The sequence below is a fragment of the Pseudomonas poae genome, assembly GCF_001439785.1.
In the GTDB taxonomy this organism is placed as follows: Bacteria; Pseudomonadota; Gammaproteobacteria; order Pseudomonadales; family Pseudomonadaceae; genus Aquipseudomonas; species Aquipseudomonas poae.
The window spans coordinates 170,183-193,796 of sequence record NZ_JYLI01000013.1; the positions used below are offsets into that span (position 1 = coordinate 170,183).

General features: G+C 62.5%; 16 protein-coding genes. 8 read left to right on the top strand and 8 right to left on the bottom strand.

What is annotated here, in order from left to right; all coding sequences use genetic code 11:
- Positions 1 to 55: 55 nt before the first annotated feature.
- Positions 56 to 754, top strand: coding sequence for an OmpW/AlkL family protein (locus tag TU75_RS17065; protein WP_060549573.1), 699 nt, complete (start codon positions 56 to 58; stop codon positions 752 to 754).
- 148 nt (positions 755 to 902) lie between these two features.
- On the opposite strand, the gene TU75_RS17070 is transcribed toward TU75_RS17065, so the two are convergent.
- A complete protein-coding gene (locus tag TU75_RS17070; RefSeq protein WP_003232470.1) occupies positions 903 to 1,787 on the bottom strand; it encodes a sugar nucleotide-binding protein in 885 nt (294 codons plus the stop codon).
- Between the two features lie 167 nt (positions 1,788 to 1,954).
- On the opposite strand from TU75_RS17070, the gene TU75_RS17075 reads away from it, so the two are divergent.
- Positions 1,955 to 6,202, top strand: coding sequence for an Lhr family helicase (locus TU75_RS17075; RefSeq protein WP_060549574.1), 4,248 nt, complete (start codon positions 1,955 to 1,957; stop codon positions 6,200 to 6,202).
- 127 nt (positions 6,203 to 6,329) lie between these two features.
- Here the strand turns inward: TU75_RS17075 and TU75_RS17080 are convergent, their stop codons facing one another.
- The gene (locus tag TU75_RS17080; RefSeq protein ID WP_060549575.1) at positions 6,330 to 8,426 is read right to left on the bottom strand and encodes a mechanosensitive ion channel domain-containing protein; all 2,097 of its coding nucleotides are present in this window, start codon (positions 8,424 to 8,426) and stop codon (positions 6,330 to 6,332) included.
- 192 nt (positions 8,427 to 8,618) lie between these two features.
- Here TU75_RS17080 and TU75_RS17085 point away from each other — a divergent pair, with 192 nt between their 5' ends.
- The 4 genes from TU75_RS17085 to TU75_RS17100 are packed head-to-tail and all read left to right on the top strand — an operon-like array spanning position 8,619 to position 12,523.
- On the top strand, positions 8,619 to 9,545 hold the full coding sequence (locus TU75_RS17085) for a DUF72 domain-containing protein (protein ID WP_060549576.1): 927 nt from the start codon (positions 8,619 to 8,621) through the stop codon (positions 9,543 to 9,545).
- Positions 9,542 to 10,321, top strand: a complete 780-nt coding sequence (locus tag TU75_RS17090) for an endonuclease/exonuclease/phosphatase family protein (RefSeq protein ID WP_060549577.1) — start codon at positions 9,542 to 9,544, stop codon at positions 10,319 to 10,321. The genes TU75_RS17085 and TU75_RS17090 overlap by 4 nt, the downstream gene beginning before the upstream one ends.
- Positions 10,318 to 11,577: a cardiolipin synthase ClsB gene (gene clsB, locus TU75_RS17095; RefSeq protein WP_060549578.1), complete on the top strand. Its 1,260-nt coding sequence runs from the start codon at positions 10,318 to 10,320 to the stop codon at positions 11,575 to 11,577. The genes TU75_RS17090 and clsB overlap by 4 nt, the downstream gene beginning before the upstream one ends.
- A complete protein-coding gene (locus tag TU75_RS17100; protein WP_003232459.1) occupies positions 11,570 to 12,523 on the top strand; it encodes a lysylphosphatidylglycerol synthase domain-containing protein in 954 nt (317 codons plus the stop codon). Before clsB ends, TU75_RS17100 begins: the two co-directional genes overlap by 8 nt.
- Positions 12,524 to 12,587: 64 nt before the next feature.
- Here TU75_RS17100 and TU75_RS17105 read toward each other — a convergent pair whose 3' ends face one another.
- Both TU75_RS17105 and TU75_RS17110 read right to left on the bottom strand, forming a co-directional pair.
- Complete coding sequence (locus TU75_RS17105; RefSeq protein WP_003232456.1) at positions 12,588 to 13,343, bottom strand: alpha/beta hydrolase family protein; 756 nt, start codon at positions 13,341 to 13,343, stop codon at positions 12,588 to 12,590.
- Positions 13,333 to 14,442, bottom strand: coding sequence for a DUF3182 family protein (locus tag TU75_RS17110; RefSeq protein ID WP_060549579.1), 1,110 nt, complete (start codon positions 14,440 to 14,442; stop codon positions 13,333 to 13,335). Before TU75_RS17110 ends, TU75_RS17105 begins: the two co-directional genes overlap by 11 nt.
- A gap of 260 nt (positions 14,443 to 14,702) precedes the next feature.
- Between TU75_RS17110 and TU75_RS17115 the strand changes: the two genes are divergently transcribed.
- Positions 14,703 to 15,266: a cysteine hydrolase family protein gene (locus TU75_RS17115; RefSeq protein WP_060549580.1), complete on the top strand. Its 564-nt coding sequence runs from the start codon at positions 14,703 to 14,705 to the stop codon at positions 15,264 to 15,266.
- A 15-nt stretch (positions 15,267 to 15,281) separates the two neighbouring features.
- Here TU75_RS17115 and tam read toward each other — a convergent pair whose 3' ends face one another.
- From tam to TU75_RS17135, 4 genes are all read right to left on the bottom strand, one after another.
- Entirely contained in the window at positions 15,282 to 16,043 is a 762-nt protein-coding gene (gene tam, locus TU75_RS17120; RefSeq protein WP_060549581.1) for a trans-aconitate 2-methyltransferase, read from the bottom strand.
- 81 nt (positions 16,044 to 16,124) lie between these two features.
- On the bottom strand, positions 16,125 to 18,149 hold the full coding sequence (locus TU75_RS17125; protein WP_060549582.1) for a methyl-accepting chemotaxis protein: 2,025 nt from the start codon (positions 18,147 to 18,149) through the stop codon (positions 16,125 to 16,127).
- A 350-nt stretch (positions 18,150 to 18,499) separates the two neighbouring features.
- The gene (locus TU75_RS17130; protein ID WP_003232445.1) at positions 18,500 to 19,015 is read right to left on the bottom strand and encodes a single-stranded DNA-binding protein; all 516 of its coding nucleotides are present in this window, start codon (positions 19,013 to 19,015) and stop codon (positions 18,500 to 18,502) included.
- A gap of 9 nt (positions 19,016 to 19,024) precedes the next feature.
- Positions 19,025 to 20,419 carry an MFS transporter gene (locus TU75_RS17135; protein ID WP_015373071.1) on the bottom strand — a complete coding sequence of 465 codons (1,395 nt, stop codon included), beginning with the start codon at positions 20,417 to 20,419 and terminating at the stop codon, positions 19,025 to 19,027.
- A 178-nt stretch (positions 20,420 to 20,597) separates the two neighbouring features.
- Here TU75_RS17135 and uvrA point away from each other — a divergent pair, with 178 nt between their 5' ends.
- The gene (uvrA, locus tag TU75_RS17140; protein WP_003232439.1) at positions 20,598 to 23,432 is read left to right on the top strand and encodes an excinuclease ABC subunit UvrA; all 2,835 of its coding nucleotides are present in this window, start codon (positions 20,598 to 20,600) and stop codon (positions 23,430 to 23,432) included.
- Positions 23,433 to 23,614: the final 182 nt, after the last annotated feature.

Consider the following 23,614-nt stretch of genomic DNA (forward strand, 5'->3'; position numbering starts at 1 on the left):
GCGGTACGATCTTTACCATTGGACGTACACCTTTTAACGTCCTTTTGGAGCTCCCATGAACAAGTCTCTGCTCGGCGCGTCGCTCTTCGCGCTGGCCCTCGCCGCCCCGCTCGCCCAGGCTCACCAAGCGGGCGACATCCTGATTCGCGCCGGTGCGATCACCGTGAATCCGAAGGCCGACAGCAGCAGCGTCAAGGTGGATCAAGGCCCCTTGGCCGGCGCCAACCTGGGCGGCAAGGCGACCATGAGCAGCGATACCCAGTTGGGTCTGAACTTCGCCTACATGCTCACCGATCACGTCGGCCTTGAACTGCTGGCCGCCACGCCATTCGAGCATGACGTAAAAATCAAGAACACCGCCCTCGGCGCCGCCAATGGCAAGCTCGGTACCCTCAAGCACCTGCCGCCGACCCTGAGCGTGGTGTATTACCCGCTGGACAATCAGTCCGCGTTCCAACCCTATGTCGGCGCGGGCATCAACTACACCTGGATCTACGATGAGCATGTCGGCAGCCGTGCCTCCAACGCCGGCTTCAGCAACTTCAAGGCGGAAAACTCGTGGGGCTGGTCCGCGCAGATCGGCGCCGATTACATGATCAACGACAAGTGGATGATCAACGCCCAGGCGCGCTACATCGACATCAGCACCAAAGCGACAGTGGATAACAACGCGCTGGGCCAGGGCACCCGGGCCAAGGTCAATGTGGATGTCGACCCGATGGTGTATATGGTGGGGATTGGTTACAAGTTCTAAGGCCGCTCTGACCGACTCTACACACCAATGTGGGAGCTGGCTTGCCTGCGATAGCAGCAACTCGGTGCATCAGTGATACCGAGGTGGTGCTATCGCAGGCAAGCCAGCTCCCACAGAGGTCTGCTCCCACATTGGGTTGGTTTGTGTGTCAGGTATGGCGGTAGAACCGGTCCAGCAACGCCGGCAATCCCGCCCGCCATGCCCGGGGCTTGATGCCGAAGGTGTGGAGGATTTTCTTGCAGGCCAGCACCGCGTGCTGCGGTTCGTCCGCCGCATCTGGCCGGGCCGCGTGGGCCTGGGCGGTGGGGGACTCGATGGCCAGCGCACGAAAGCTGCGCGCCTCGCTGAGGATCGCCTGGCCCAGCGCCAGCGGCGTGGTCGCCTCGTGGCCGGCGTAGTGGTAGGTGCCCCACAAGGGCGCTGCGCAATCGAGTTGCTTGAGCACCGAAATGATCACCCGCGCGGCATCGTCCACCGGCGTCGGGTTGCCGCGTCGATCATCGGCCATCGGTATTTCACCTGGTTGTTCGGCCTGGGCCAGAAAGCGCCCGAGGGTGCCATCGGCGCTGTCATCCAGCAGCCAGCCAAAACGCAGCAGCACATGTTGCGGGCAGGTGGCGCGCACGCTTTGCTCGATGCGCCACAGCGCCTGGCCGCGCAGGCCCAGCGGCACCGGATCGTCCTTTTCACTGTAGGCAGTGGCGCGCGAGCCATCGAATACGCGGTAGCTGGACGGTTGCAGCAAGGTGATGCTGTGGTGCTGACACAGTTCGGCCAGGCGCTCGATGGCGTATTCCTGAGCCGCCAGACGGGTTTCGCTGACGGCTTCAGCCTGGAACCAGTCGAAATAGTAGGCGAGGTTGATCAGTGCATCGGGACGGGTGTCGTCGAGCAATTGGGTGAGGCTCGCGGCATCCCAGCCGTCTTGGGGCGGTTTGGGGGAGAGGAACCCGATGTCTTCCTCTGCACCGAGGCGAATCAGCGCCTGCCCGAGGGCATTCCCGCCGCCCAGTAACATAAGGCGCATTCGCATAGATTGAGCAGGCCCGGTCTGTTTGGAACGATGGTTAGTGTCGGCAGACGTGTATGCCATACCGTGGGGTGTAGCCGGAATCGTTGCATTTTGCGGGTTTGTAGCGCAACCGTCACGGATAAAGTAAGCGTTTGCAACTTGTTGGAGCCGGTGGCATCAATCATTGCATGAACCTTCCTGAATCAACGGACAGGGCATTGGACGGTTTTCACCCCGCCGTCAGCGCCTGGTTTCGCAGCACCTTCCCCGCGGTGACCGGCGCCCAGGCCCTGGCATGGCCGCTGATCCGCCAGCGTCGCTCGACGCTGATCGCCGCACCGACCGGCTCGGGCAAGACCCTCACGGCCTTCCTCGCGGTGCTCGACGACCTGGTCCAACAGGGCCTGGCCTACGGCGGCAACCTGCCGGACGCGACGCAGGTGGTGTACGTGTCGCCGCTCAAGGCGCTGTCCAACGACATCCAGATCAACCTGCAAAACCCGCTGGCCGGGATCAGCGCGCAGTTGCAGAGCCAGGGTCTGGCGCCGCTGGAGATCCGCACCGCCGTGCGCACCGGCGACACCCCGCAAAAGGACCGCGCGCTGATGCGCAAACGCGCGCCGCATATCCTGGTGACCACCCCCGAATCGCTGTACGTGCTGCTCGGCTCGGACTCCGGCAGGCAGATGCTCGCCAGCACGCGCACAGTCATCGTCGACGAGATCCACGCCATCGCCGCCGGCAAGCGCGGCAGCCACCTGGCGCTGAGCCTGGAGCGCCTGCAAGGCGTGTGCGCCGAGCCGCTGACGCGCATTGGTTTGTCGGCCACGCAAAAGCCCATCGAAGCGGTGTCGCGGTTTCTGGTGGGTACCGCGCGCGAGTGCGCGATCGTCGATATCGGCCACGCCCGCCCACGCGACCTGGGTATCGAAGTGCCGCCGGTGCCGCTCTCGGCGGTCATGGCCAATGACGTCTGGGAGCTGGTTTACGACCGCCTCGCGGCACTGGCTCGCGAACACCGCACCACGCTGATTTTCGTCAACACCCGGCGCTTGGCCGAACGTCTGGCCCGTCACCTGAGCGAGCGCCTGGGCAAGGCCGCTGTGGCCGCGCACCACGGCAGCCTCGCCAAGGAACTGCGCCTGGACGCCGAGCAACGGCTCAAGGCCGGCGCGCTGCAAGTGCTGATCGCCACCGCGTCGCTGGAGCTGGGGATCGATATTGGCGAGGTGGACCTGGTGTGCCAGATCGGCTCGCCCGGTTCCATCAACGGTTTTTTGCAAAGAGTTGGACGCTCCGGCCATCAGGTCGGCGGCACGCCCAAGGGGCGCCTGTTCGCGACCACCCGCGACGACCTGATTGAATGCGCCGCCCTGCTCGACTGCGTGCGCCGTGGCGAGCTGGACACCTTGCACATCCCGGTCGCGCCGCTGGACGTGCTGGCCCAGCAGATCATCGCCGAAGTCAGCGCCCGCGAATGGCCGGAGCAGGACTTGCTGGCACTGATCCACCGCGCCACGCCCTACGCCGCGCTGGATGAACGCCACTACCAGGCGCTGCTGCAGATGCTCGCCGAGGGCTACAACGGGCGCCAGGGCATCCGCAGCGCCTACCTGCACCGCGACGCCCTGACCCGCACCCTGCGCGGCCGCCGGGGCGCCAGGCTGACCGCCGTGACCAGCGGCGGCACCATCCCCGACAACGCCGACTACAGCGTTTTGCTCGAACCCCAGAGCCTGAACATCGGCAGCGTCAACGAAGACTTTGCGGTGGAAAGCATCGCCGGGGACATCTTCCAGCTGGGCAATACCTCCTACCGCATCCTGCGGGTCGAAGCCGGCAAGGTGCGCGTCGAGGATGCCCATGGCCAGCCGCCGACCATTCCGTTCTGGCTCGGCGAAATGCCCGGGCGCAGCAACGAGCTGTCCGCCGCCGTGGCGCGCTTGCAAGGCGAGTTGGACCGCCTGCTCGGCGCCAGCCCCGGCGACCTGCAACCGGCGCAGGACTGGCTCACCGGCACCCTGGGCCTGAACCGCGCCAGCGCCGAGCAGATCCTCGATTACCTGGCCCGCGCGCGTCTGGCCCTGAGCGCATTGCCGTCCCGCGACACGCTGATCATGGAGCGGTTTTTCGATGCCTCCGGCGGCACCCAGTTGATCATCCACACGCCGTTCGGCAGCCGCCTGAATCGCGCCTGGGGCCTGGCGTTGCGCAAGCGCTTTTGCCGCACGTTCAATTTCGAGCTGCAAGCGGCGGCCAGTGAAAACGCGATTGTGCTGTCGCTGTCCACCAGCCACAGCTTTGAACTCGATGAGGTGTGGCGTTACCTCAACAGCCACAGCGCCGAACATATCCTGATCCAGGCGGTGCTGGACGCGCCGTTGTTCGGCGTGCGCTGGCGCTGGAATGCCGGGGTGGCGCTGGCCCTGCCGCGTTTCACCGGCGGGCGCAAGGTGGCGCCGCAGATCCAGCGCATGAAAAGCGAAGACCTGATCGCCAGCGTGTTTCCCGACCAGATCGCCTGCCTGGAAAACCTTGCCGGCGAACGCGAAGTGCCTGAACACCCGCTGGTGGAACAGACCCTCGACGACTGCCTGCACGAAGCCATGGACAGCGACGCCTGGCTGGCCCTGCTGCGGCGCATGGAACGCGGCGAGGTGCGCCTGATCAGCCGCGACCTGCCGGCGCCCTCGCCCATGGCGGCGGAAATTCTCAGCGCGCGGCCCTACACCTTTCTCGACGATGCGCCACTGGAAGAACGCCGCACCCAGGCCGTGCTCAACCGGCGCTGGAGCGACCCGCAAAGCACCGACGACCTCGGCGCCCTGGACGCCGAGGCGATTGCCGGCGTGCGCGAGGAAGCCTGGCCTACGCCCCATGGCCCGGATGAAATGCACGAAGCGCTGATGAGCCTGGCGTGCATCGCCGCAAGCGAAGTCACGCCGCCATGGGCGCAGTGGCTGCAGGCGCTGGCCAAGGCCGGGCGCGCGTATCTGTTGCCCAACGGGCTGTGGGTAGCCGTGGAACGGCTGAGCTGCTGGCAGGCGATTTATCCCCACGACCTGCCGTTATTGCCCGGCTTCGATGAGCCCTGGACCTTCGAGGACGCGGTGCTCGAAGTGCTGCGCGCGCGCCTCGGTGGTTTTGGCCCGTTGAGCGTGAGCGAGATTGCCGCCCCCCTTGGGCTGCCGGTGGCCGCCGTGACCCAGGCGCTGGCACGGCTGGAACAGGAAGGCTACGTGTTGCGTGGGCATTTCAGCCCGGGCGCCAGCGCAGAGCAATGGTGCGAACGGCACCTGCTGGCGCGTATTCATCGCTACACGGTCAAGCGCCTGCGCCGCGAAATCGAGCCGGTGGCGCTGCAGGATTTCATGCGCTTTCTGTTCGACTGGCAGCACCTGTCCGACGCCACCCGTGGCCAGGGCAGCGCGGTGCTGCCGCAGATCATCGGCCAGTTCGAAGGCTTTGCTGCCGCCACCTCGGCCTGGGACAATGACCTGCTCAGCGCGCGCATCAAGGGCTATTCCTCCACCTGGCTCGATGAGCTGTGCCGCAGCGGCAAGCTGGTGTGGATGCGCCTGAGCGACAAGGCCGGCGCCATGGCACTGCGCAGCACCCCGGTGGTGCTGTTGCCGCGCAGTCAGGTGGGGTTGTGGAGCGGGCTGACTGAACCCGTCGACAGCACCGCGCTGTCGCCCAAGGCACAGAAAGTCCACCTGGCCCTGCGTGAACACGGCGCGCTGTTTTTTGATGAGCTGGTGCACGAAGCCCATCTGCTGCGCAGCGAGCTGGAAACTGCGTTGCAGGAACTGGTGGGCGCGGGCCTGGTGAACGCCGATAGTTTTGCCGGGCTGCGCGCCCTGACCACGCCGGCCAGCAAGCGGCAGGCGCGCAGCAGCCGGCGCGGGCGCGGTGCGTTTATCGGCGGCATGGACGATGCCGGCCGCTGGGCATTGATCCGCCGCCCGCCCGGCGCTGCCGGTCCGCATTCGGCAGAGACGGTAGAACATGTGGCGATGACCCTGCTGCGCCGCTACGGCGTGGTGTTCTGGCGTCTGCTTGAGCGCGAGGCGGACTGGTTGCCGAGCTGGCGCGAGTTGCTGCGCACCTTTCATCGCCTGGAAGCACGCGGGGAGATTCGCGGCGGGCGATTTGTGAGCGGCTTGGCCGGGGAGCAGTTTGCCTTGCCCGAGGCGATTCCCCTGCTGCGCGAGGTACGGCGGCGCGCGCACGATGGGAGTCTGGTGGCGGTGTGTGGGGCGGATCCGCTGAACCTGGTGGGCACACTGTTACCGGGGAGCAAAGTGCCGGCGGTGAGTGGCAATCGGATTGTGTATCGCGATGGGCTGCCTGCGGCGGTTAGGGTCGGCGGCAAGCAGCAGGTGCTGGTTGAGGTGGATCAGCGGGCGGTGCAGGAGAAGTTGATCCTGCGGTGAAGTTGAGGGCCTCATCGCAGGCAAGCCAGCTCCCACACTGGACTGGGTTCACATAGTTCGATAGGTGAACCGATCCAATGTGGGAGCGGGCTTGCCCGCGAAGAGTCCAGCACAGGCGATATAAACTCTACTGGCTACGCGGCTGCTCGGTTATCGCCACCGCCTCTTCAGCCTGCCCCACCCGCTTGGGCAACAAGACCTGCTGTGGATAAGTTTGCGCGAAATGCACTTCGTCACAGTTATCCACAAGCTTTTTCAACCGCTGGTTGAACGCGCGGCTGACTGCATATTGCCCGCCCGACACGGTGCGAAACTGTGAGGTGAGCACGACGCCGTTGAGGTCCATCCTGTCGACGCCGAACACTTCCAGCGGGCCTTGCAGGTTGTACTTGAGGAACGCGTCGTCGCGGATCGACTGCCCCGCTTCCTGAATCAGCTCCACGGCCTTGTCCACATCGGTGTCGTAAGTGAACTGCACCGAGAAGAACGCGTAGGCAAATTGTCGCGACTGGTTGGTGACCGCCTTGATCTGCCCGAACGGCACCGAATGCACGAAGCCCTTGCCGTCGCGCAGGCGCAGGGTGCGGATGGTCAGGCCTTCGACAGTGCCGGCGTGGCCGGAGTCGAGCACCACCCAGTCGCCGATCGACAGCGTGTCTTCGATGATAATGAACAGGCCAGTGATCACGTCCTGCACCAGTTGCTGGGAGCCGAAACCGATGGCCAGGCCCACCACCCCGGCACCCGCCAGCAGCGGAGCGACGTTGATGCCCAGGTTGGCCATGGTGGTAATGGCGCAGATCACCACCAGGATGATCTTCACCGCATTGCGCAGCAGCGGCAGGATGGTCTTGACCCGCGTGCTGGGCTGGCGACTGGAGCGTTTATTGACCGGGGGTTTGAGCGCTTCCTGAATCGCCGTGTCGAGCACCACCCAGAACAGCCACGTCATCAGCAGGATCAGGCCGATGCTGCTCAGCGAGTCGCTGATAGCGCGCCCGATCGAGTTGCGCTCGGCGAATTCGAACAACGACACGCCCCAGATACGCCCAAGCACTTCGATAAAGGCCACGGCCATCACGATGCGCAGGATCGCATGCAGCAAACTGAGGAAGCGCTCCTTGTAGGCGCTGCTGCGCTGGATCGCCACCTGGCTGCGCGACTTGAACAGGTGTTGCAGCACCGTGCTGAGAAACACCGTGCCAATCAGCAGGATCGTGGTGAACAGCGCACAACGCAGTGCCTTCTGATTATCGTCGCCGGCGCCGATCAGGTTGATCGCCGAGACCAGCACCATCAGCAGGATTGGCCAGTACCACAGGCCCGAGAAGATGCGCAGCGATTGCTGCAACGCCGGGTGCTTGAGGCGCTGAGCCAGAGGCCGATTGCGAATCAAGTGGGCAACCGGGCGGCGCAGGCGCACCACCAGCACGCCGAAGATCACGGTAGCGAACAGCCCGGTAAACACTGCGATGCTGCTGGTGATATTGCCGCCCAATTGGCGGGCAATCTGCGGGCTGGTCAAGGCATCGCTGAGGGCGGCGAGAAAGCCGATCAGGAACAGCGGCTTGGGGCAGTAGTCGCGAATGATCTGCACCGCCGGGCGCTTGTGACCCACGTTGAACATGACGATGACGCACAGCAGCATCGAAGTGGAAAAGATGCCGCTGCTGGTGGCGTAGGCCAGACACAGCGCCAGTGCGCGGCCCACCGAGGTGGCGAGAAAATGGCTGACGTACAGGGTGAGCGGCAGGCAGATGAGGGCCGGGATCGTATAGGGCACTACGTAGCCCAGCACTGCCAGCAGCCGCCCGCGCCTTTCGAAAAACGCGCGCTGGCCCAGGCGCCGCACGATCATCCGGCCCAATAAGGTCAGCAGGGTAAAGGCGCCGACCCATACGCCGGACAACAGCAGGAAATCCCCGGCCACGCTCCACGGTGAGCGGGCTGACGTCTGATTGACCAGGCGTCCGACTTCGTTGGCCGCGCGGTCGGCGCGCAGGCGCCATTCGTCAATGAAGTTCTGATTGAGGTCGAGCTTCTGCTGCACGTCGTCAATGCTGGAACTGATCGCGCCGAGCAGTCCGCCTTCCACCAGCAGCTCCGGCTTGGCCGGGGCCTCGGCGGCGGGTGTGGCGGCGGGTGCGGTCGCCGCCGCCTGGAGTGCGCCGCTGCCGCAAAACAGCAGTGCGCCGAGCAGCCATACAGTCTTTAGATTCAGCAAAACACCGGGCTCCTGGGAAAGGGTCTGTAAGGAACTGACGGGTTTGCGCCCTGATCGTTCCCTGTAAGAGGGGGCTTGCCCCCTCCCACACTGAATCTGCTTCCTTGGAAGCATGCCGTTTGTAGAAATCGGGAAACTTTCCGACAAAAGTCACAGTCATCCAACCACGCACTCTTTCCTACGGACCCAACCATGGCGGCGATTCATATCGGCATATCCGGCTGGCGCTATACGCCCTGGCGCGGGGACTTCTATCCCGAGGGGCTGACCCAGAAACGCGAGTTGCAGTTTGCCTCACGGGCCGTCAACAGCATCGAAATCAACGGCTCGTTCTACGCCCTGCAAACGCCAAAGCGCTACGCCGAGTGGTACGCCGATACGCCAGATGGCTTCATGTTCAGCGTCAAGGCGCCGCGCTATATCACCCACATCCTGCGGCTCAAGGACGTGCATGCGCCGCTGGCGAATTTCTTTGCGTCCGGCGTGCTGGAACTGAAGGAGAAGCTGGGGCCGATCCTGTGGCAATTCCCGCCCAGCTTTAAATTCGATGCGGCGCTGCTCGAAGCCTTCCTGCAACAACTGCCCGGCGACACGCAACAGGCCGCCGCCCTCGCCCGCCAGCATGAGCCACGCCTGAACGGCAAGGCGAGCCTGCAGGCCCATGGCAAGAGAGCCCTGCGCCACGCGGTGGAAATTCGCCATAAAAGCTTTGCGGTACCAGCGTTCGTAAAGATGCTCGAAAAATATGGCGTGGCGCTGGTGGTGGCGGACACCGCTGGCAAGTGGCCGTATATCGAAGACGTCACCGCCAACTTCGTGTACCTGCGCCTGCACGGCGACAAAGAGCTCTACGCCAGCGGCTACACCCCTGAAGCCCTTGAACGCTGGGGCGATCGCATTGAGCGGTGGGCCTGTGGCAAACAACCGGAGGATGCACACTTGGTAGACCCGCAGCACAAACCCCGCGCCCGCAAACAACGTGATGTGTACTGTTTTTTCGACAATGACATCAAGGTGCGCGCGCCTTTCGACGCGCGCCAGTTGCTGCAGCGTTTTGGCCTGGATCAGCATCTGACCACAGCGCCCGGACAGCTGCCTGAACCCGGGGTGCTGGCATGACCCATCCAGAACCGATCCCGCGGGTGACAGCAGACGTGGCCGTCCCCCGTCTTACGGTGCTCACAGTGAATATCCACAAGGGGTTCACCGCCCTGAACCGGCGTTTCATCCTGCCCGAGCTGCGCGAAGCGGTACGCAGTGTCGGTGCCGACATGGTGTTCCTGCAGGAAATCCACGGCACCCACGAGCAGCATCCCCAGCGCTACAGCGACTGGCCAAACATGCCGCAGTACGAATTCCTCGCCGACAGCATCTGGCCGCAATTTGCCTATGGCCGCAATGCGGTCTACCCCCATGGCGACCATGGCAATGCGCTGCTGTCGAAATTCCAGATCGTGCACTACGAGAACCTCGACATATCCCAGAGCGGTCATGAAAACCGTGGCCTGCTGCATTGCGTGCTGCGCCTGCCCGGCAGCGGGAGGGAGGTGCATGCGATTTGCATGCACCTGGGCCTGCGCGAAGTGCATCGCCAGCAGCAACTGCGCCTGCTCGAGCAACGCATCAGCGAGATTCCCGCCGACGCGCCGCTGGTGGTCGCCGGCGACTTCAACGATTGGCGCCAGCGTGCCGACCTCAGCCAGAGCGGCCTGCAGGAAGTGTTCATGCAGGCCACGGGCAAACATGCGCGCACCTTTCCTGCGCGCTTGCCGTTGCTGGCGCTGGACCGCATCTACGTGCGCAACGTGAAGGTGCATAACCCGCGCGTGCTGAATACCCGGCCCTGGTCCCATCTGTCAGACCATGTGCCGCTGTCGGTGGAGATTGAGCTATGAACAGTGCGGTGGAGCATATCGCGACCGATCAGCCGCCGGACGAAGCCAAGGCCCGCGACCTGGATTACGGTTGGCAAAGCGGCAACCAGATTGAATTGCTGGAAAACGGCGAGGCGTACTTCCCCAGGGTGTTCGACGCCATGCGCGCAGCGCAGCGGGAGATCCTGCTGGAGACGTTTATCCTGTTTGAGGACAAGGTCGGCCATGAGCTGCAAGGCATTCTGATCGAGGCGGCCCAACGTGGCGTGAAGGTGGTGGTGAGCCTTGATGGCTTCGGCTGCGGCGAGCTGAGCGCGGCGTTTCTCAAGACGCTGGCGGACGCCGGGGTGATGGTGCAGATGTTCGACCCGGCGTCCAAGACCCTGGGTATTCGCACCAACTGGTTTCGACGCCTGCACCGCAAGATCGTGGTGGTGGACGCCGAAGTCGCGTTCATTGGCGGGATCAACTTTTCGGCCGATCACTTGGGCGATTTTGGCCCTGAGGCCAAGCAGGATTATTCGGTGCAGGTGACGGGCCCGGCGGTGGCTGACCTGCATCACTTTGCCCTGGCCCAAAGCGGTCGTCAGGTGCGCACGCGGCGTGGCTGGCGTCGCCGCCAGCAGCGACCGTCGCCGTGGGCCACCGACAGCGGTGAGGGCCTGGTGCGGCTGATTTATCGCGACAACCTGCAGCATCGCGATGACATCGAAGAGGCGTATATCCACGCCCTGAGCAAAGCGAAAAAACGCGCGGTGATCGCCAACGCGTATTTCTTCCCCGGTTACCGTTTGCTGCGCGAAATTCGCAACGCGGCGCGGCGCGGCGTGCAGGTGCAGTTGATCATGCAGGGCCAGCCCGATGTGCTGCTGGCCAAGCTGGCGGCGCGCATGCTCTACGACTACTTGCTCAAGGACGGCGTGGTGATCCACGAATACTGCCAGCGCCCGCTGCACGGCAAGGTGGCGCTGGTGGACGACGACTGGAGCACCGTGGGTTCGAGCAACCTCGACCCCTTGAGCCTGGCGCTGAACCTGGAAGCCAACGTGCTGATTCGCGATCGCGCGTTCAACCAGCAGCTGTACGACAGCCTAGCGACCCTGAGCAAAAACCACTGCCAGGTGATCCCGGCAAAGGACAAACCGCGCCTGTGGCTGTGGCGGCTGACTGTCGGCTTCCTGGTGTTCCATGTGATGCGCCACTTCCCGGCGCTGACCGGCTGGCTGCCGGCGCACAAACCCCGCTTGAAACCTTTCGAGAGCCAGGCCCATGACTGAGAACACAGGCTCGCGCTTCAAGCGCTGGAAAAAGCCCCTGACCATCGCCTTCTTCCTGCTGTTGATTGTGCTGTTCACCATGCTCGCGCGGCGGATCGACTGGAGCGAAGTCATCCAGACGCTGGGCGATTTTAAAGTGCGCACGCTGCTGATCGCGGCCGGGCTGACCCTGTGCAGTTTCCTTGTGTACGCGTGTTTCGACTTGATCGGGCGCACCTACATCGGCCAGCCGCTGCGCTGGAAGCAGATCCTGCCGGTGGGTTTTATCAGCTACGCGTTCAACCTGAACCTGAGTGCGTGGGTCGGCGGCATCGCCATGCGTTACCGGCTGTATTCGCGGCTGGGGGTGAGCACCGGCAATATCGCCAAGATCCTTGGGCTGAGCCTGGCGACCAACTGGTTCGGCTACATGGCCCTCGCCGGGGTGGTGTTCAGCAGCGGGCTGGTGACCATGCCGCCGGGGTGGAAGGTCAGCACCACGGCATTGCAGGGGATTGGCGCGCTATTGGTGCTGGCCAGCCTGGGCTACCTGGCGGCCTGCCAGTTTTCGAAAAAACGCGCCTGGTCGATTCGCGGCATCGAGATCAACCTGCCCTCGCTGCGCATGGCGTGCCTGCAATTGGCGCTGGGCGCGTTGAATTGGTCACTGATGGCGGCGGTGATCTTCACCCTGCTGCCGGCGAAGCTGGATTACCCATTGGTGCTGGGCGTGTTGCTGATCAGCGCGATCGCCGGGGTGTTGACGCATATCCCGGCCGGGCTCGGGGTGCTCGAAGCGGTGTTTATCGGCCTGCTGCAGCATGAAGCGTCACGGGGCAGCTTGCTGGCGGGGTTGATTGCGTATCGGGCGATTTATTTTATTTGCCCGCTGCTGATTGCGTTGGTGATGTATTTGGGGGTGGAGGCGAAGGCCAAGGCATTGCGGGTGAAGAAGACACCGGCTTGATTGTGGGTGATTGATGTAATGCCATCGCGGGCTTGCCCGCGATGGCATTACAACGGGCACGCCATTAACGAGCCTGGATGATGCTCAACCGCTCACCCACCACCATCTCGGTAATCCAGTCCACCAGGATCGAGGTGTAGGCCTGCTGCGACACCGGATCGCTCAGCGAGTGGTCGGCGCCATCGATGATGCGGTGCGTCAGAGAGTGGGTCTGCTGGCACGCCGCGCGGTAGCTCATGATGGTGGCATGGGGCACGTGGTCGTCGGTTTCCGACTCGACGATGAGCACATCGCCTGTAAACGCCGAACACGCGTGCAAGGCACGGTTGGTGTCGGCACGCACCAGGGTGCTGCGGTAATCCATCAGGTCCATCTTGTTCAGGTCACGCTTGGGCTTGAGCCATTCTTCGTCGCGGTACAGCGCCGGCACCCGCAGCGCCAGCCAGCGCACCGGGCGCAGTGAGGTCAGAATCGCCGCCAGGTAACCGCCATAGCTGGTGCCCACCACTGCCACGGCCGAAGTGTCGATGGCCGGGTGGGCGAGCAGCCGGTCGTAAGCCGCCAGCAGGTCGCGCAGGTTGTCTTCGCGGGTCACGCGGGCCAGGGGAATGCCGGCGCCAGCGTGGCCGCGCAGGTCGAAGGTCAGGCACACGCAGCCCAACCCTGCGATGCCTTTGGCGCGTTCGAGGTCGCGCTCCTGACTGCCGCCCCAGCCGTGCACAAACAGCACGCCGGGGACTTTGGATTTGGGACTGAGAAACGTCCCGCTCATCTGTTCGTCGTCTATTTCGATCGCAATGCTTTCGCTTCTAGCCGTCATAAGATTTAACCGTTACGTACTTGAGAAGAAAGTCGCTGTTTTCGGCCGGGCCGCGATACACCTCGATGGCATCTGCCGGGAGCGGTTGGTCCTCGTAGGTTTCCACCGATGACACACGGATGGCTTGCAGGCCCGGGTGGTTGATGAAGCTTTGCAGCGCCGCGACTTCCGCGCTGCTGGCCCCGCCCATGCGCCAGGACTGTTCGAGCACGCCGCTGCGGCGCTGGCCGTCGCTGTCCAGGCCCTGGGCGATGTCGTAGTTACGCCGTGACGCATAGAAAGCAGGGTAGGCCTCATCGGCGGCGCTGTCGAAAATCTGGGCTTGCTCGATGGCCTCGCGCACGTCGACGGGCAGACCAAGAGCGAGCAGGTCGTCGTAATCGCCGGGCACCACCAGCAGGTCGGAGCCGCCGTACACCTCGTCACCGTTTGCGTCGTGAGTAAGATATTGCTCGCCGCAGTAGCTGAACACATGCTCGCCAATAAAACTCTGGCCCACGCTGTGGGTGATCACCTCGTGCAGGTCCTGTTCAAGCACCGCGCCATCGCGAAACAATTGCTCGGCGCCATCGCGTTTGAGCAGCGCGTCGAATTCATCCAGGCTGCGAATGACCTCCTGGCCGCGACCGGCGCAGGCATGCACCGGCTTCAGGCGGATCGGCCCGCTGTAGAGCAGGCGCTCGGCGGCGGCCCGGGCATCCTGCACGGCGAATACGCTGAGGCCGTCGAGCACGACGGGCCTGACAAGCTCGCAGAACAACGGCGACCAGCCCTGCGGCGCGGCTGCGTCGGGCCCAAGCAGGCCATGGCTGATGGCTTTGGTGCAGATGAAGTCATGATCGACATAGCCGCCCCACAGGTCTTCGGGGCCCCGGATGTTGAGCGCGCGGGCCTGGGCCGGTCCCACCAGTGTCTGCGTGGGAAGCACGTACAGGTCACGCCCGGCGTGGGCTTGCGGGTCGAAGCTGCCGCCGAACTTGAGCCCCAGTATCTGCGCCAGCCAACGGGCCAGTGCGCGGTTGGTTTCGACTTCGTGCTGCGGCGCGCCTGCTCTTGTGGAGTGGGCGACCACCAGTTTATTGCGTTGAGTCGCGGTCATGCGGCCCCCTTGCTTCCTGCCAGGTATGTAAACGGGAGGTTGCACGGATCAGGCCAAGGCGCAGTTGAGCCAGCAGGTTTTAAAATCAATCAGTTGCCGAATGCGCAGTAGCATTTGGCCTGTTTTATTTTGCACGACGCCACCTGCGGGGGATGGTGTTCTGCACGATTGCAGCCACACCGAGCGCGCCAATCCGGTGGGCGAAAGGCCAGTGCGCCAGCTAAGATACCGGGCTGCTCAACTCATCACGAGGCACTACCATGGCCAAGCAAGCGCTCATCCTGATCGATATCCAGAACGACTACTTTCCCCAGGGCAAGTGGCCGCTCGCCGGCGTGGAGGCGGCGGCGGACAAGGCGGCGCAGGTGCTGCAGGCGTTTCGCCAGGCGGGCGATGCGGTGATTCATGTGCGCCATGAGTTCACCGCCGAGGATGCGCCCTTCTTCACGCCAGGCTCGGACGGTGCGCAGCTGCACCCCAAGGCACTCAATGAAGGCAGCGAGCCGGTGGTGCTTAAACATTTCGTGAATGCGTTTCGCGAAACCCATCTTCGCGCCCTGCTGGAGCAACGCAGCATCACCGAGGTGGTGGTGGTCGGCAGCATGAGCCATATGTGTATCGATGCAGTGGTGCGCGCGGCGGCTGACCTGGGCTACAAGGTCACGGTGATCCATGATGCATGCGCCACCCGGGATCTTGAATTCAATGGCAAGGTCATCCCGGCGGCGCAGGTGCATGACGCGTACATGGCGGCGCTGGCGTTCGGTTACGCGGGCGTGGTGTCGGCGGATGAGTACCTGAAGGCGCAGACGGCGGCCGTGTGATCGCCATGTGCAGCGTCAGCGAGTGGCGATGATGAACAGGCGCGGAAACGGCAACAGCACGGTGCCGTCGTTCAGGGCTGGGTAGGCCTGGGTAATCCGCGCGTGGTATTGCTGCAGGAACGCGGCCTTTTCGTCATCGCTCAGAGGCGCAAGAAACGGCCGCAACGCCGACCCCTTGAACCATTCCACCACCGCCGCATGGTCGGCCAGCGGGTGCTGGTAGATGGTGCGCCACACGTCAACGGTACTGCAGTGCTGGCTCAGCAACTCGTAATACTGGCTCGCGGTGTGACGTGGATTGTGCTTGACCGCGCCGATCTTCGCCGCCCATGGCCCCTGAGCCGCCAGGTCGCGGGCCAGTTGGTGGGCAGGCTCGTCCAGGTTGTCCGGCGTTTGCACCGCCAGCGTCCCGCCCGGCGTCAGGTGACTGACCAGATGCGGGTAAAGCGTGGCGTGGTCGGGCAGCCATTGCAGGGAAGCGTTGGCCAGAATCACATCGAACTGCCGCGCCGGGTTCCAGGCGCCGATATCCGCCAACTCGAAATCAAGGGCGGGCAGACGCTGGCGCGCATCGAGCAACATGTCGTCGGAGCTGTCCATACCGGTGATCTGCGCCTGTGGATAGCGCTCGGCCAACACTTGCGTTGAATTACCGGGGCCACAGCCCAGGTCGACGGCGGTGTGCACGTCGACATTCGGGATGGCTGCGACCAGGTCGCGCACGGGACGGGTACGTTGTTGCTCGAACATGGTGTATTGCTTGGCAGACCAGGTCATCGCGGTGTCCTTCTTATCCAATAAAAAACCCCGGTCAGTCTGCCAGAACTGCCGGGGTGATTGGCGTATGGATCACCTGCCCTACAGTTTGAACCGCGAAACCACTGTACGCAGCTCACCCGCCAGCAACGACAGCTCCTGCGCCGTGGCTGCGTTGTCTTCGATACCTTCCATCAACGTGATACTGCCGTTGCGGATTTCGGTCACGTTGCGGTTGATGTCTTCGGACACGGCATGTTGCTGGACCGCCGCGCTGGCGATCTGCGTGTTCATGCCGACGATCTGCTCAACGCCATCATTGATTGCATCCAGGCTGGTCGAGGCTTCTTGAGCGGACTCAAGACAGGCCTGTGCGCGCAATTTGCCTGACTTCATTTGCTCCACGGCGGCGGACGTCGCCAGTTGCAGCTCCTGAATGATGGTGCGGATTTCTTCGGTTGAGTTCTGGGTGCGCGAGGCCAGGGTTCGGACCTCGTCCGCCACCACGGCAAAGCCACGACCCTGCTCACCGGCACGCGCAGCCTCGATGGCGGCGTTCAATGCCAACAGGTTGGTTTGATCGGCGATGTTGCGGATCACTTCAATGACCCCGCCGATCTGCTGGCTGTGCTGGGCCAGCGCGGAGACTTTCTGCGCGCTGCGCTCCACTTCTTCGGCCAGGGCTTCGATGGTGACGCGGGTTTCCTGCATCTTCGCAAGACCTGCGACCGAGGACTGGCTGGCATGCCCGGCGGCATGGGCGGCGCCCTCGGTGTTCTGCGCCACATCGGCAACGCTGGCGGTCATCTCGTTGATGGCCGTGGCGACTTGTTCGGTTTCGCTTTGCTGCACGTTCATCGAGCGTTTAGCCAGGTCGATGGACACGCCCATGCGCATGGCCGCCTCGGACACCGATTGCGAACTGCGTTCAACCTGCGTCAGCGAGGCACTGAAGGCCTGCACCATCGCGTTGAGGGCATTGCCCACATCGGCCATTTCGTCGTTGCCGCGCACCGGAATACGCGTGCTCAGGTCGCCCTGGGCAATCAGCTGCGTGGCACTCAACACATCGTTGAGGGTGCGGCGCATGGCGCTGTAGATCCCGCTGAAGGCGTACACCAGCAACAGGCCAAGGCCACCAAGCATGCCGAGGATAAGCAGACGCTCCGCGCTTTTTTCCTGAACGCGGCGCTCCAGTGTCTTCATCAGTGCGTCTTGCAGGGTGTCCTGCGCCTTGTACAACTCGGCGACTACCGCGTTGCCCTTGGCCGGCAGGTTTTGTACGCCGCTGATGGTGTCGGTTGTGGAGCCTATCAGCAGGTCAAGATCGGCGCGAAAACCATCCAGGCTCGCAAAGGCACTGGTGATCGGTGCCTGAATACGGTCAGCCAGGGCCGGCTCGCGACGGCGCAGAAGGTCCAGGCTCTGCTGGAGCTCCTTGTGGATCATCACCTCGTTCTTGAGCATCGCCCTGATCACGCCACGCGTGCCCGGACTCAATACTTGGCCGTCATGCAGCCCGCTGGCCAGACCGCGCAATTGGCCGACGATATTGATCTGGCGTGGTAACCGCAAGGTGCTCTGGTCGATCATGAACAGCGAGGCAAAGTCTTCATCGAGCACCATGCCCGAGGTGGCCGATACGTAATAAACGAAGTTCAGGGTTTCGGTGAGTTGATCGTTCCACTCGTCGAAGGTAGCGCTCTGGCTGGCATCGCCCTTGGCCAATTCAATCAAGCGCTGCGCCCCGGCGTGCAGGCGCTGCACGCGGTCACCGGTTTCGAGCTGGGCGTTGAACTGTCGGTCGGTGGTGGCCAGTTTAGAAAAAGCATCTTCCAGCTTTGCCTGGTTGGCGGAGAGATCGGGCTGGGCACTTTTGTCACCGCTGAGCAGGCGGTTGGTGAGTGCACGTTGCAACATCGACAAGCGCAGCACAGGGGTCACGTCCAACAGATAGCGTTGGCCCGATTGTTCGGAGCGGATGACGTCGAGACTGTCGTTGATCTGGTGGACGATACGGGAGCCAAGCAGTACCAGAGGGATCAGCACGATGATTGCCAGCACGCCGAATTTGGTGGGGAAACGTAAACGGCTGGCCAGGTGTACGGCAGGAGCAAGGATATTCATTCAGTTCTCACAGCCCGGAATGGGACAGTTTGTGGAGGGTTTTATAGGTGAGAACTGTCCGTTTTCTCTCAAATGCCTGGCTCTGTCCGGCACATTTGGCTAATCACGCTTTGTAGGTAACTAAACGTTTCATCCATGGTGTCGGCGTTGAGATTCAGAACTTTAAGGAAAGTTGTACATTTATATATTTTTGTACAAGTATGGAACGCGCCAAGGAGAGTGATGTCGCGCCGATATCACTTGAAGGGGGCGGCTGGTTATTGAGCGCACATGAAAACGCCCCTGGGATTTTGCAATCCGCAGGGGCGTTGGAGATCAGCTTGAGCGCTGGGTGTCAGCGCTGGCGTTGATCAGAACGGAATATCGTCATCAAAGCTATCGAAATCCGGAGCCGGCTGTGGCGCGGCCTGTTGTGGCGCTGGACGCGACTCACGCTGTGGCTGCTGGCTTGGCTGTGGACGCGACTGCTGTGGGCGCGGTGCCGAGTTGGACATGCCGCCCTGGCCCTGTTGGTCGCCCTGTGGACGGCCGCCCAGCAGTTGCATGGTGCCTTGCATGTCGACCACGATTTCAGTGGTGTAACGCTTGATACCGTCCTTTTCCCACTCGCGGGTCTGCAGTTTGCCTTCGATGTAGACCTGCGAACCTTTGCGCAGGTATTCACCGGCGATCTCGGCGACCTTGCCGAACATCGACACACGGTGCCATTCGGTTTTCTCGACCTTTTGACCGGTCTGCTTGTCGGTCCACTGTTCGCTGGTCGCCAGACTCAGGTTAGTCACGGCGTTACCGTTAGGCAGGTAGCGAACTTCGGGATCCTGGCCGCATGTACCGACCAATATGACTTTGTTAACCCCACGGGCCATAACGTTCTCCTAGGCTGGGCGCGCTGTCGGCACTGGGTTGACCAGTTGCTCGAGCGTCGCGCGATCCAATAATTCGGTGTCCAATTTAATGTAAATGGCCGCCTCTTCAGCGACCACTACTGCATCCGTTACTCCAACGACGGCCTTCAGGCGCTCTGCCAGACCGGCTTCGCGCATCGCCTCGGGCGACAGCGGTACACGCAGGCTGGTGACGTAGGGAGGTTCGCGCATGGTAACAGCAAAGGCCAGCCAAAGTGCAGCCAGCCCGGCGCATCCAAGGAACACAACCGACAGACCGCCATGCTGAAACATCCAACCGCCCATGATGCCGCCCAACGCAGAACCGAGGAACTGGCTGGTGGAATACACCCCCATCGCCGTGCCCTTGCCACCGGCCGGCGAAACCTTGCTGATCAGCGAAGGCAATGACGCCTCCAGCAGGTTGAACGCGGTGAAGAACACCACCGTACCGATCACCAGCGCCCGCAGGCTGTCGCCGAACTGCCAGAAGAATAGTTCAGTGAGCATCAATGTCGCGACGGCGCCGAGCAAAACTCGTTTCATTTTGCGTTTCTTCTCGCCATAGATGATGAACGGGATCATGGCGAAGAACGAAATCAACAACGCGGTGAGGTAGACCCACCAGTGCTGCTCCTTGGGCAGGCCGGCTTTTTCAACCAGCGCCAGAGGCAAGGCGACGAAGCTGCACATCAGCATGGCGTGTAATACGAAGATACCCAAATCCAGGCGCAGCAGGTCCGGATGCTTGAGCGTCGGCAACAACGCCTTGCGCGCCACGCCGGATTCACGGTGCTGCAAGGTGCCGGTGGAACTCGGCACCATGAACGCGACGATGACGATGCCGATCAGCGCCATGCCGCCGGTGGCCAGGAATAGCCCATGCAGGCCGAACGCGCTGGTCAGCAGCGGGCCGACCACCATGGCCACGGCGAATGACAGGCCGATGGTCATGCCGATCATCGCCATGGCCTTGGTGCGATGCTGTTCGCGGGTCAGGTCCGAGAGCAGCGCCATGACCGCCGCTGAAATCGCGCCGGCACCCTGCAGGATGCGACCGGCGATCACGCCCCAGATCGAATCGGCCTGGGCCGCGAGCACGCTGCCGAGCGCGAAGACGATCAGGCCGAGGTAGATCACGGGACGGCGGCCGATGCGGTCGGAGATGATCCCGAACGGAATCTGAAAAATGGCCTGGGTCAGGCCATAGGCGCCAATCGCCAAACCGATGAGTGCGGGGGTCGCTCCTGCGAGATCCATTCCATAGGTCGCCAGCACCGGCAACACCATAAACATGCCAAGCATACGGAAGGCGAACACCAGGGCCAGACCGCTTGCTGCTCGGGTCTCGCCGCTACTCATGCGTTCGCTGTGGGGATCGTGCATGGAAAAACCTCGTGTGAACCGGCGGCGATTCTACCAGTCCCATCGATTGAGAGGGTATATGCGGCGCTTTGCCGCGCAGCTTTCATGCAAGGCTGCAAGCGGCCTTTTGACAGTGTATATTCATCCAGTCTTTAGCCGTATACTCCGGCATTATTTACGCCCGCCGTGCGAGGCCATCTTGGACAAGATCCTGATTCGTGGGGCTAGAACCCACAACCTGAAGAACATTGACCTGACCCTGCCCCGGGACAAACTGATCGTCATCACCGGCCTGTCCGGCTCGGGCAAATCGTCCCTGGCGTTCGACACGCTGTATGCCGAAGGCCAGCGTCGCTATGTGGAATCGCTGTCGGCCTATGCCCGCCAGTTCCTGTCGATGATGGAAAAACCCGACGTCGACACCATTGAAGGCTTGTCGCCGGCGATTTCCATCGAGCAGAAATCGACCTCCCACAACCCGCGCTCCACCGTGGGCACCATCACTGAAATTTACGACTACCTGCGTCTGCTCTACGCACGGGTGGGCATTCCCCGCTGCCCGGATCACGACATTCCGCTGGAAGCCCAGACCGTCAGCCAGATGGTCGACCTGGTGCTGGCCCTGCCGGAAGGCGCCAAGCTGATGCTGCTGGCGCCGGTGATTCGCGAGCGCAAGGGTGAGCATCTTTCCGTATTCGAAGAGCTGCGAGCCCAAGGTTTCGTACGCGCGCGGATCAACGGAAAGCTCTATGAGCTGGACGAAGCGCCGAAGCTCGACAAGCAGAAGAAGCACTCCATCGATGTGGTGGTCGACCGCTTCAAGGTACGCGCCGACCTGCAGCAGCGCCTGGCAGAGTCTTTCGAGACAGCGCTGAAGCTGGCGGACGGTATCGCCCTGGTAGCGCCCATGGACGACGAACCAGGCGAAGAGATCATCTTCTCGGCACGCTTCGCCTGCCCGGTCTGCGGGCATGCCATCAGTGAGCTGGAACCCAAGCTGTTTTCCTTCAACAACCCGGCTGGCGCCTGCCCGACCTGTGACGGCCTGGGGGTGAAGCAATTTTTCGACATCAAGCGGCTGGTCAATGGCGAACTGACACTGGCAGAGGGGGCGATACGCGGCTGGGACCGGCGTAACGTCTATTACTTCCAGATGCTCGGCTCGTTGGCATCGCACTACAAGTTCAGCCTGGAAGTGCCGTTCAACCAACTGCCGGCGGACCAGCAGAAGGTAATCCTCACCGGCAGCGGTTCGCAGAACGTCGATTTCAAATACCTCAACGACCGGGGCGATATCGTTAAGCGCTCGCACCCGTTCGAGGGCATCGTACCGAACCTTGAACGTCGCTACCGTGAGACCGAGTCCGCAAGCGTGCGCGAAGAGCTGGCGAAGTTTCTCAGCACCCAGCCGTGCCCGGATTGCCGTGGCACTCGCCTGCGTCGCGAAGCGCGCCATGTATGGGTCGGTGAAAAAACCTTGCCGGCAGTGACCGGCCTGCCGATCGGTGATGCCTGCGAGTACTTTGGCGGTCTCAAGCTGACCGGCCGCCGCGGGGAAATTGCCGACAAGATTCTCAAGGAAATTCGCGAGCGTCTGCAGTTTCTGGTCAACGTGGGTCTGGACTACCTGTCGCTGGATCGCAGCGCCGATACGCTGTCGGGTGGTGAGGCCCAGCGGATTCGTCTGGCCAGTCAGATTGGCGCAGGCCTGGTCGGCGTGTTGTACATTCTTGATGAGCCGTCCATTGGCTTGCACCAGCGCGACAACGATCGTCTGCTGGGAACGTTGAAACACCTGCGCGATATTGGCAATACGGTGATCGTGGTCGAGCACGATGAAGATGCAATCCGTCTGGCGGACTATGTGGTCGATATCGGCCCGGGCGCCGGCGTGCATGGCGGGCATATTGTCGCCGAAGGCACCCCTGCCGAAGTGATGGCTCACCCGGATTCGCTGACCGGCAAATACCTGTCTGGCCGCGTGAAAATACAGGTGCCGGCCAAGCGCACGCCGCGTAACAAGAAGATGGCGCTGCACCTCAAGGGCGCGCGTGGCAACAACCTGCGCAATGTCGACCTGGAAATTCCGCTGGGCCTGCTGACCTGCGTGACCGGTGTATCCGGCTCAGGCAAGTCCACGCTGATCAACAACACGCTGTTCCCGCTGAGCGCCACCGCCCTGAATGGCGCGACCACACTGGAAGCCGCGGCACACGACAGCATCAAGGGCCTGGAGCATCTGGACAAGGTGGTCGATATCGATCAAAGCCCGATTGGCCGTACGCCACGCTCCAACCCGGCGACCTATACCGGGCTGTTCACGCCGATTCGCGAATTGTTCGCCGGCGTGCCGGAATCCCGCTCGCGGGGCTATGGGCCGGGGCGTTTCTCGTTCAACGTCAAGGGTGGTCGCTGCGAGGCCTGCCAGGGCGACGGCCTGATCAAAGTGGAGATGCACTTCCTGCCGGACATCTACGTGCCATGCGATGTGTGCAAGAGCAAGCGCTATAACCGCGAAACCCTTGAGGTCAAATACAAGGGCAAGAACATCCACGAAACCCTGGAAATGACAATCGAGGAAGCGCGGGAGTTCTTCGACGCAGTTCCGGCGCTGGCGCGCAAGCTGCAGACGCTGATGGATGTGGGGCTGTCATATATCAAGCTGGGCCAGTCGGCGACCACGCTTTCTGGTGGTGAGGCGCAACGGGTGAAGCTGTCTCGCGAGCTGTCCAAGCGCGATACGGGTAAAACCCTGTATATCCTCGATGAGCCGACCACCGGCCTTCACTTTGCGGATATCCAACAGTTGCTGGATGTGTTGCATCGCCTGCGCGATCACGGCAACACCGTGGTGGTGATCGAGCATAACCTTGATGTGATCAAGACCGCCGACTGGCTGGTGGACCTGGGGCCGGAAGGTGGCTCCAAGGGTGGTCAGATCATTGCGGTGGGTACGCCGGAACAAGTCTCCGAGATGTCGCAGTCACACACCGGTTATTATTTGAAACCGTTGCTGGCGCGCGACCGAGCCTGACAGACCGACCAATAAAAAGCCCCTGGCACCTCATCGGTGCCAGGGGCTTTTTATTGGTTCTTCACGGAATCCCGGGAAACACAGAAACAAGAACGCCGATTTGATTGATGATGTTCGTGCGAGCAAACACATCTACCAAACCGGCGTTCTTATGCGCGATATTAATACTTTCCTTCCTTTTT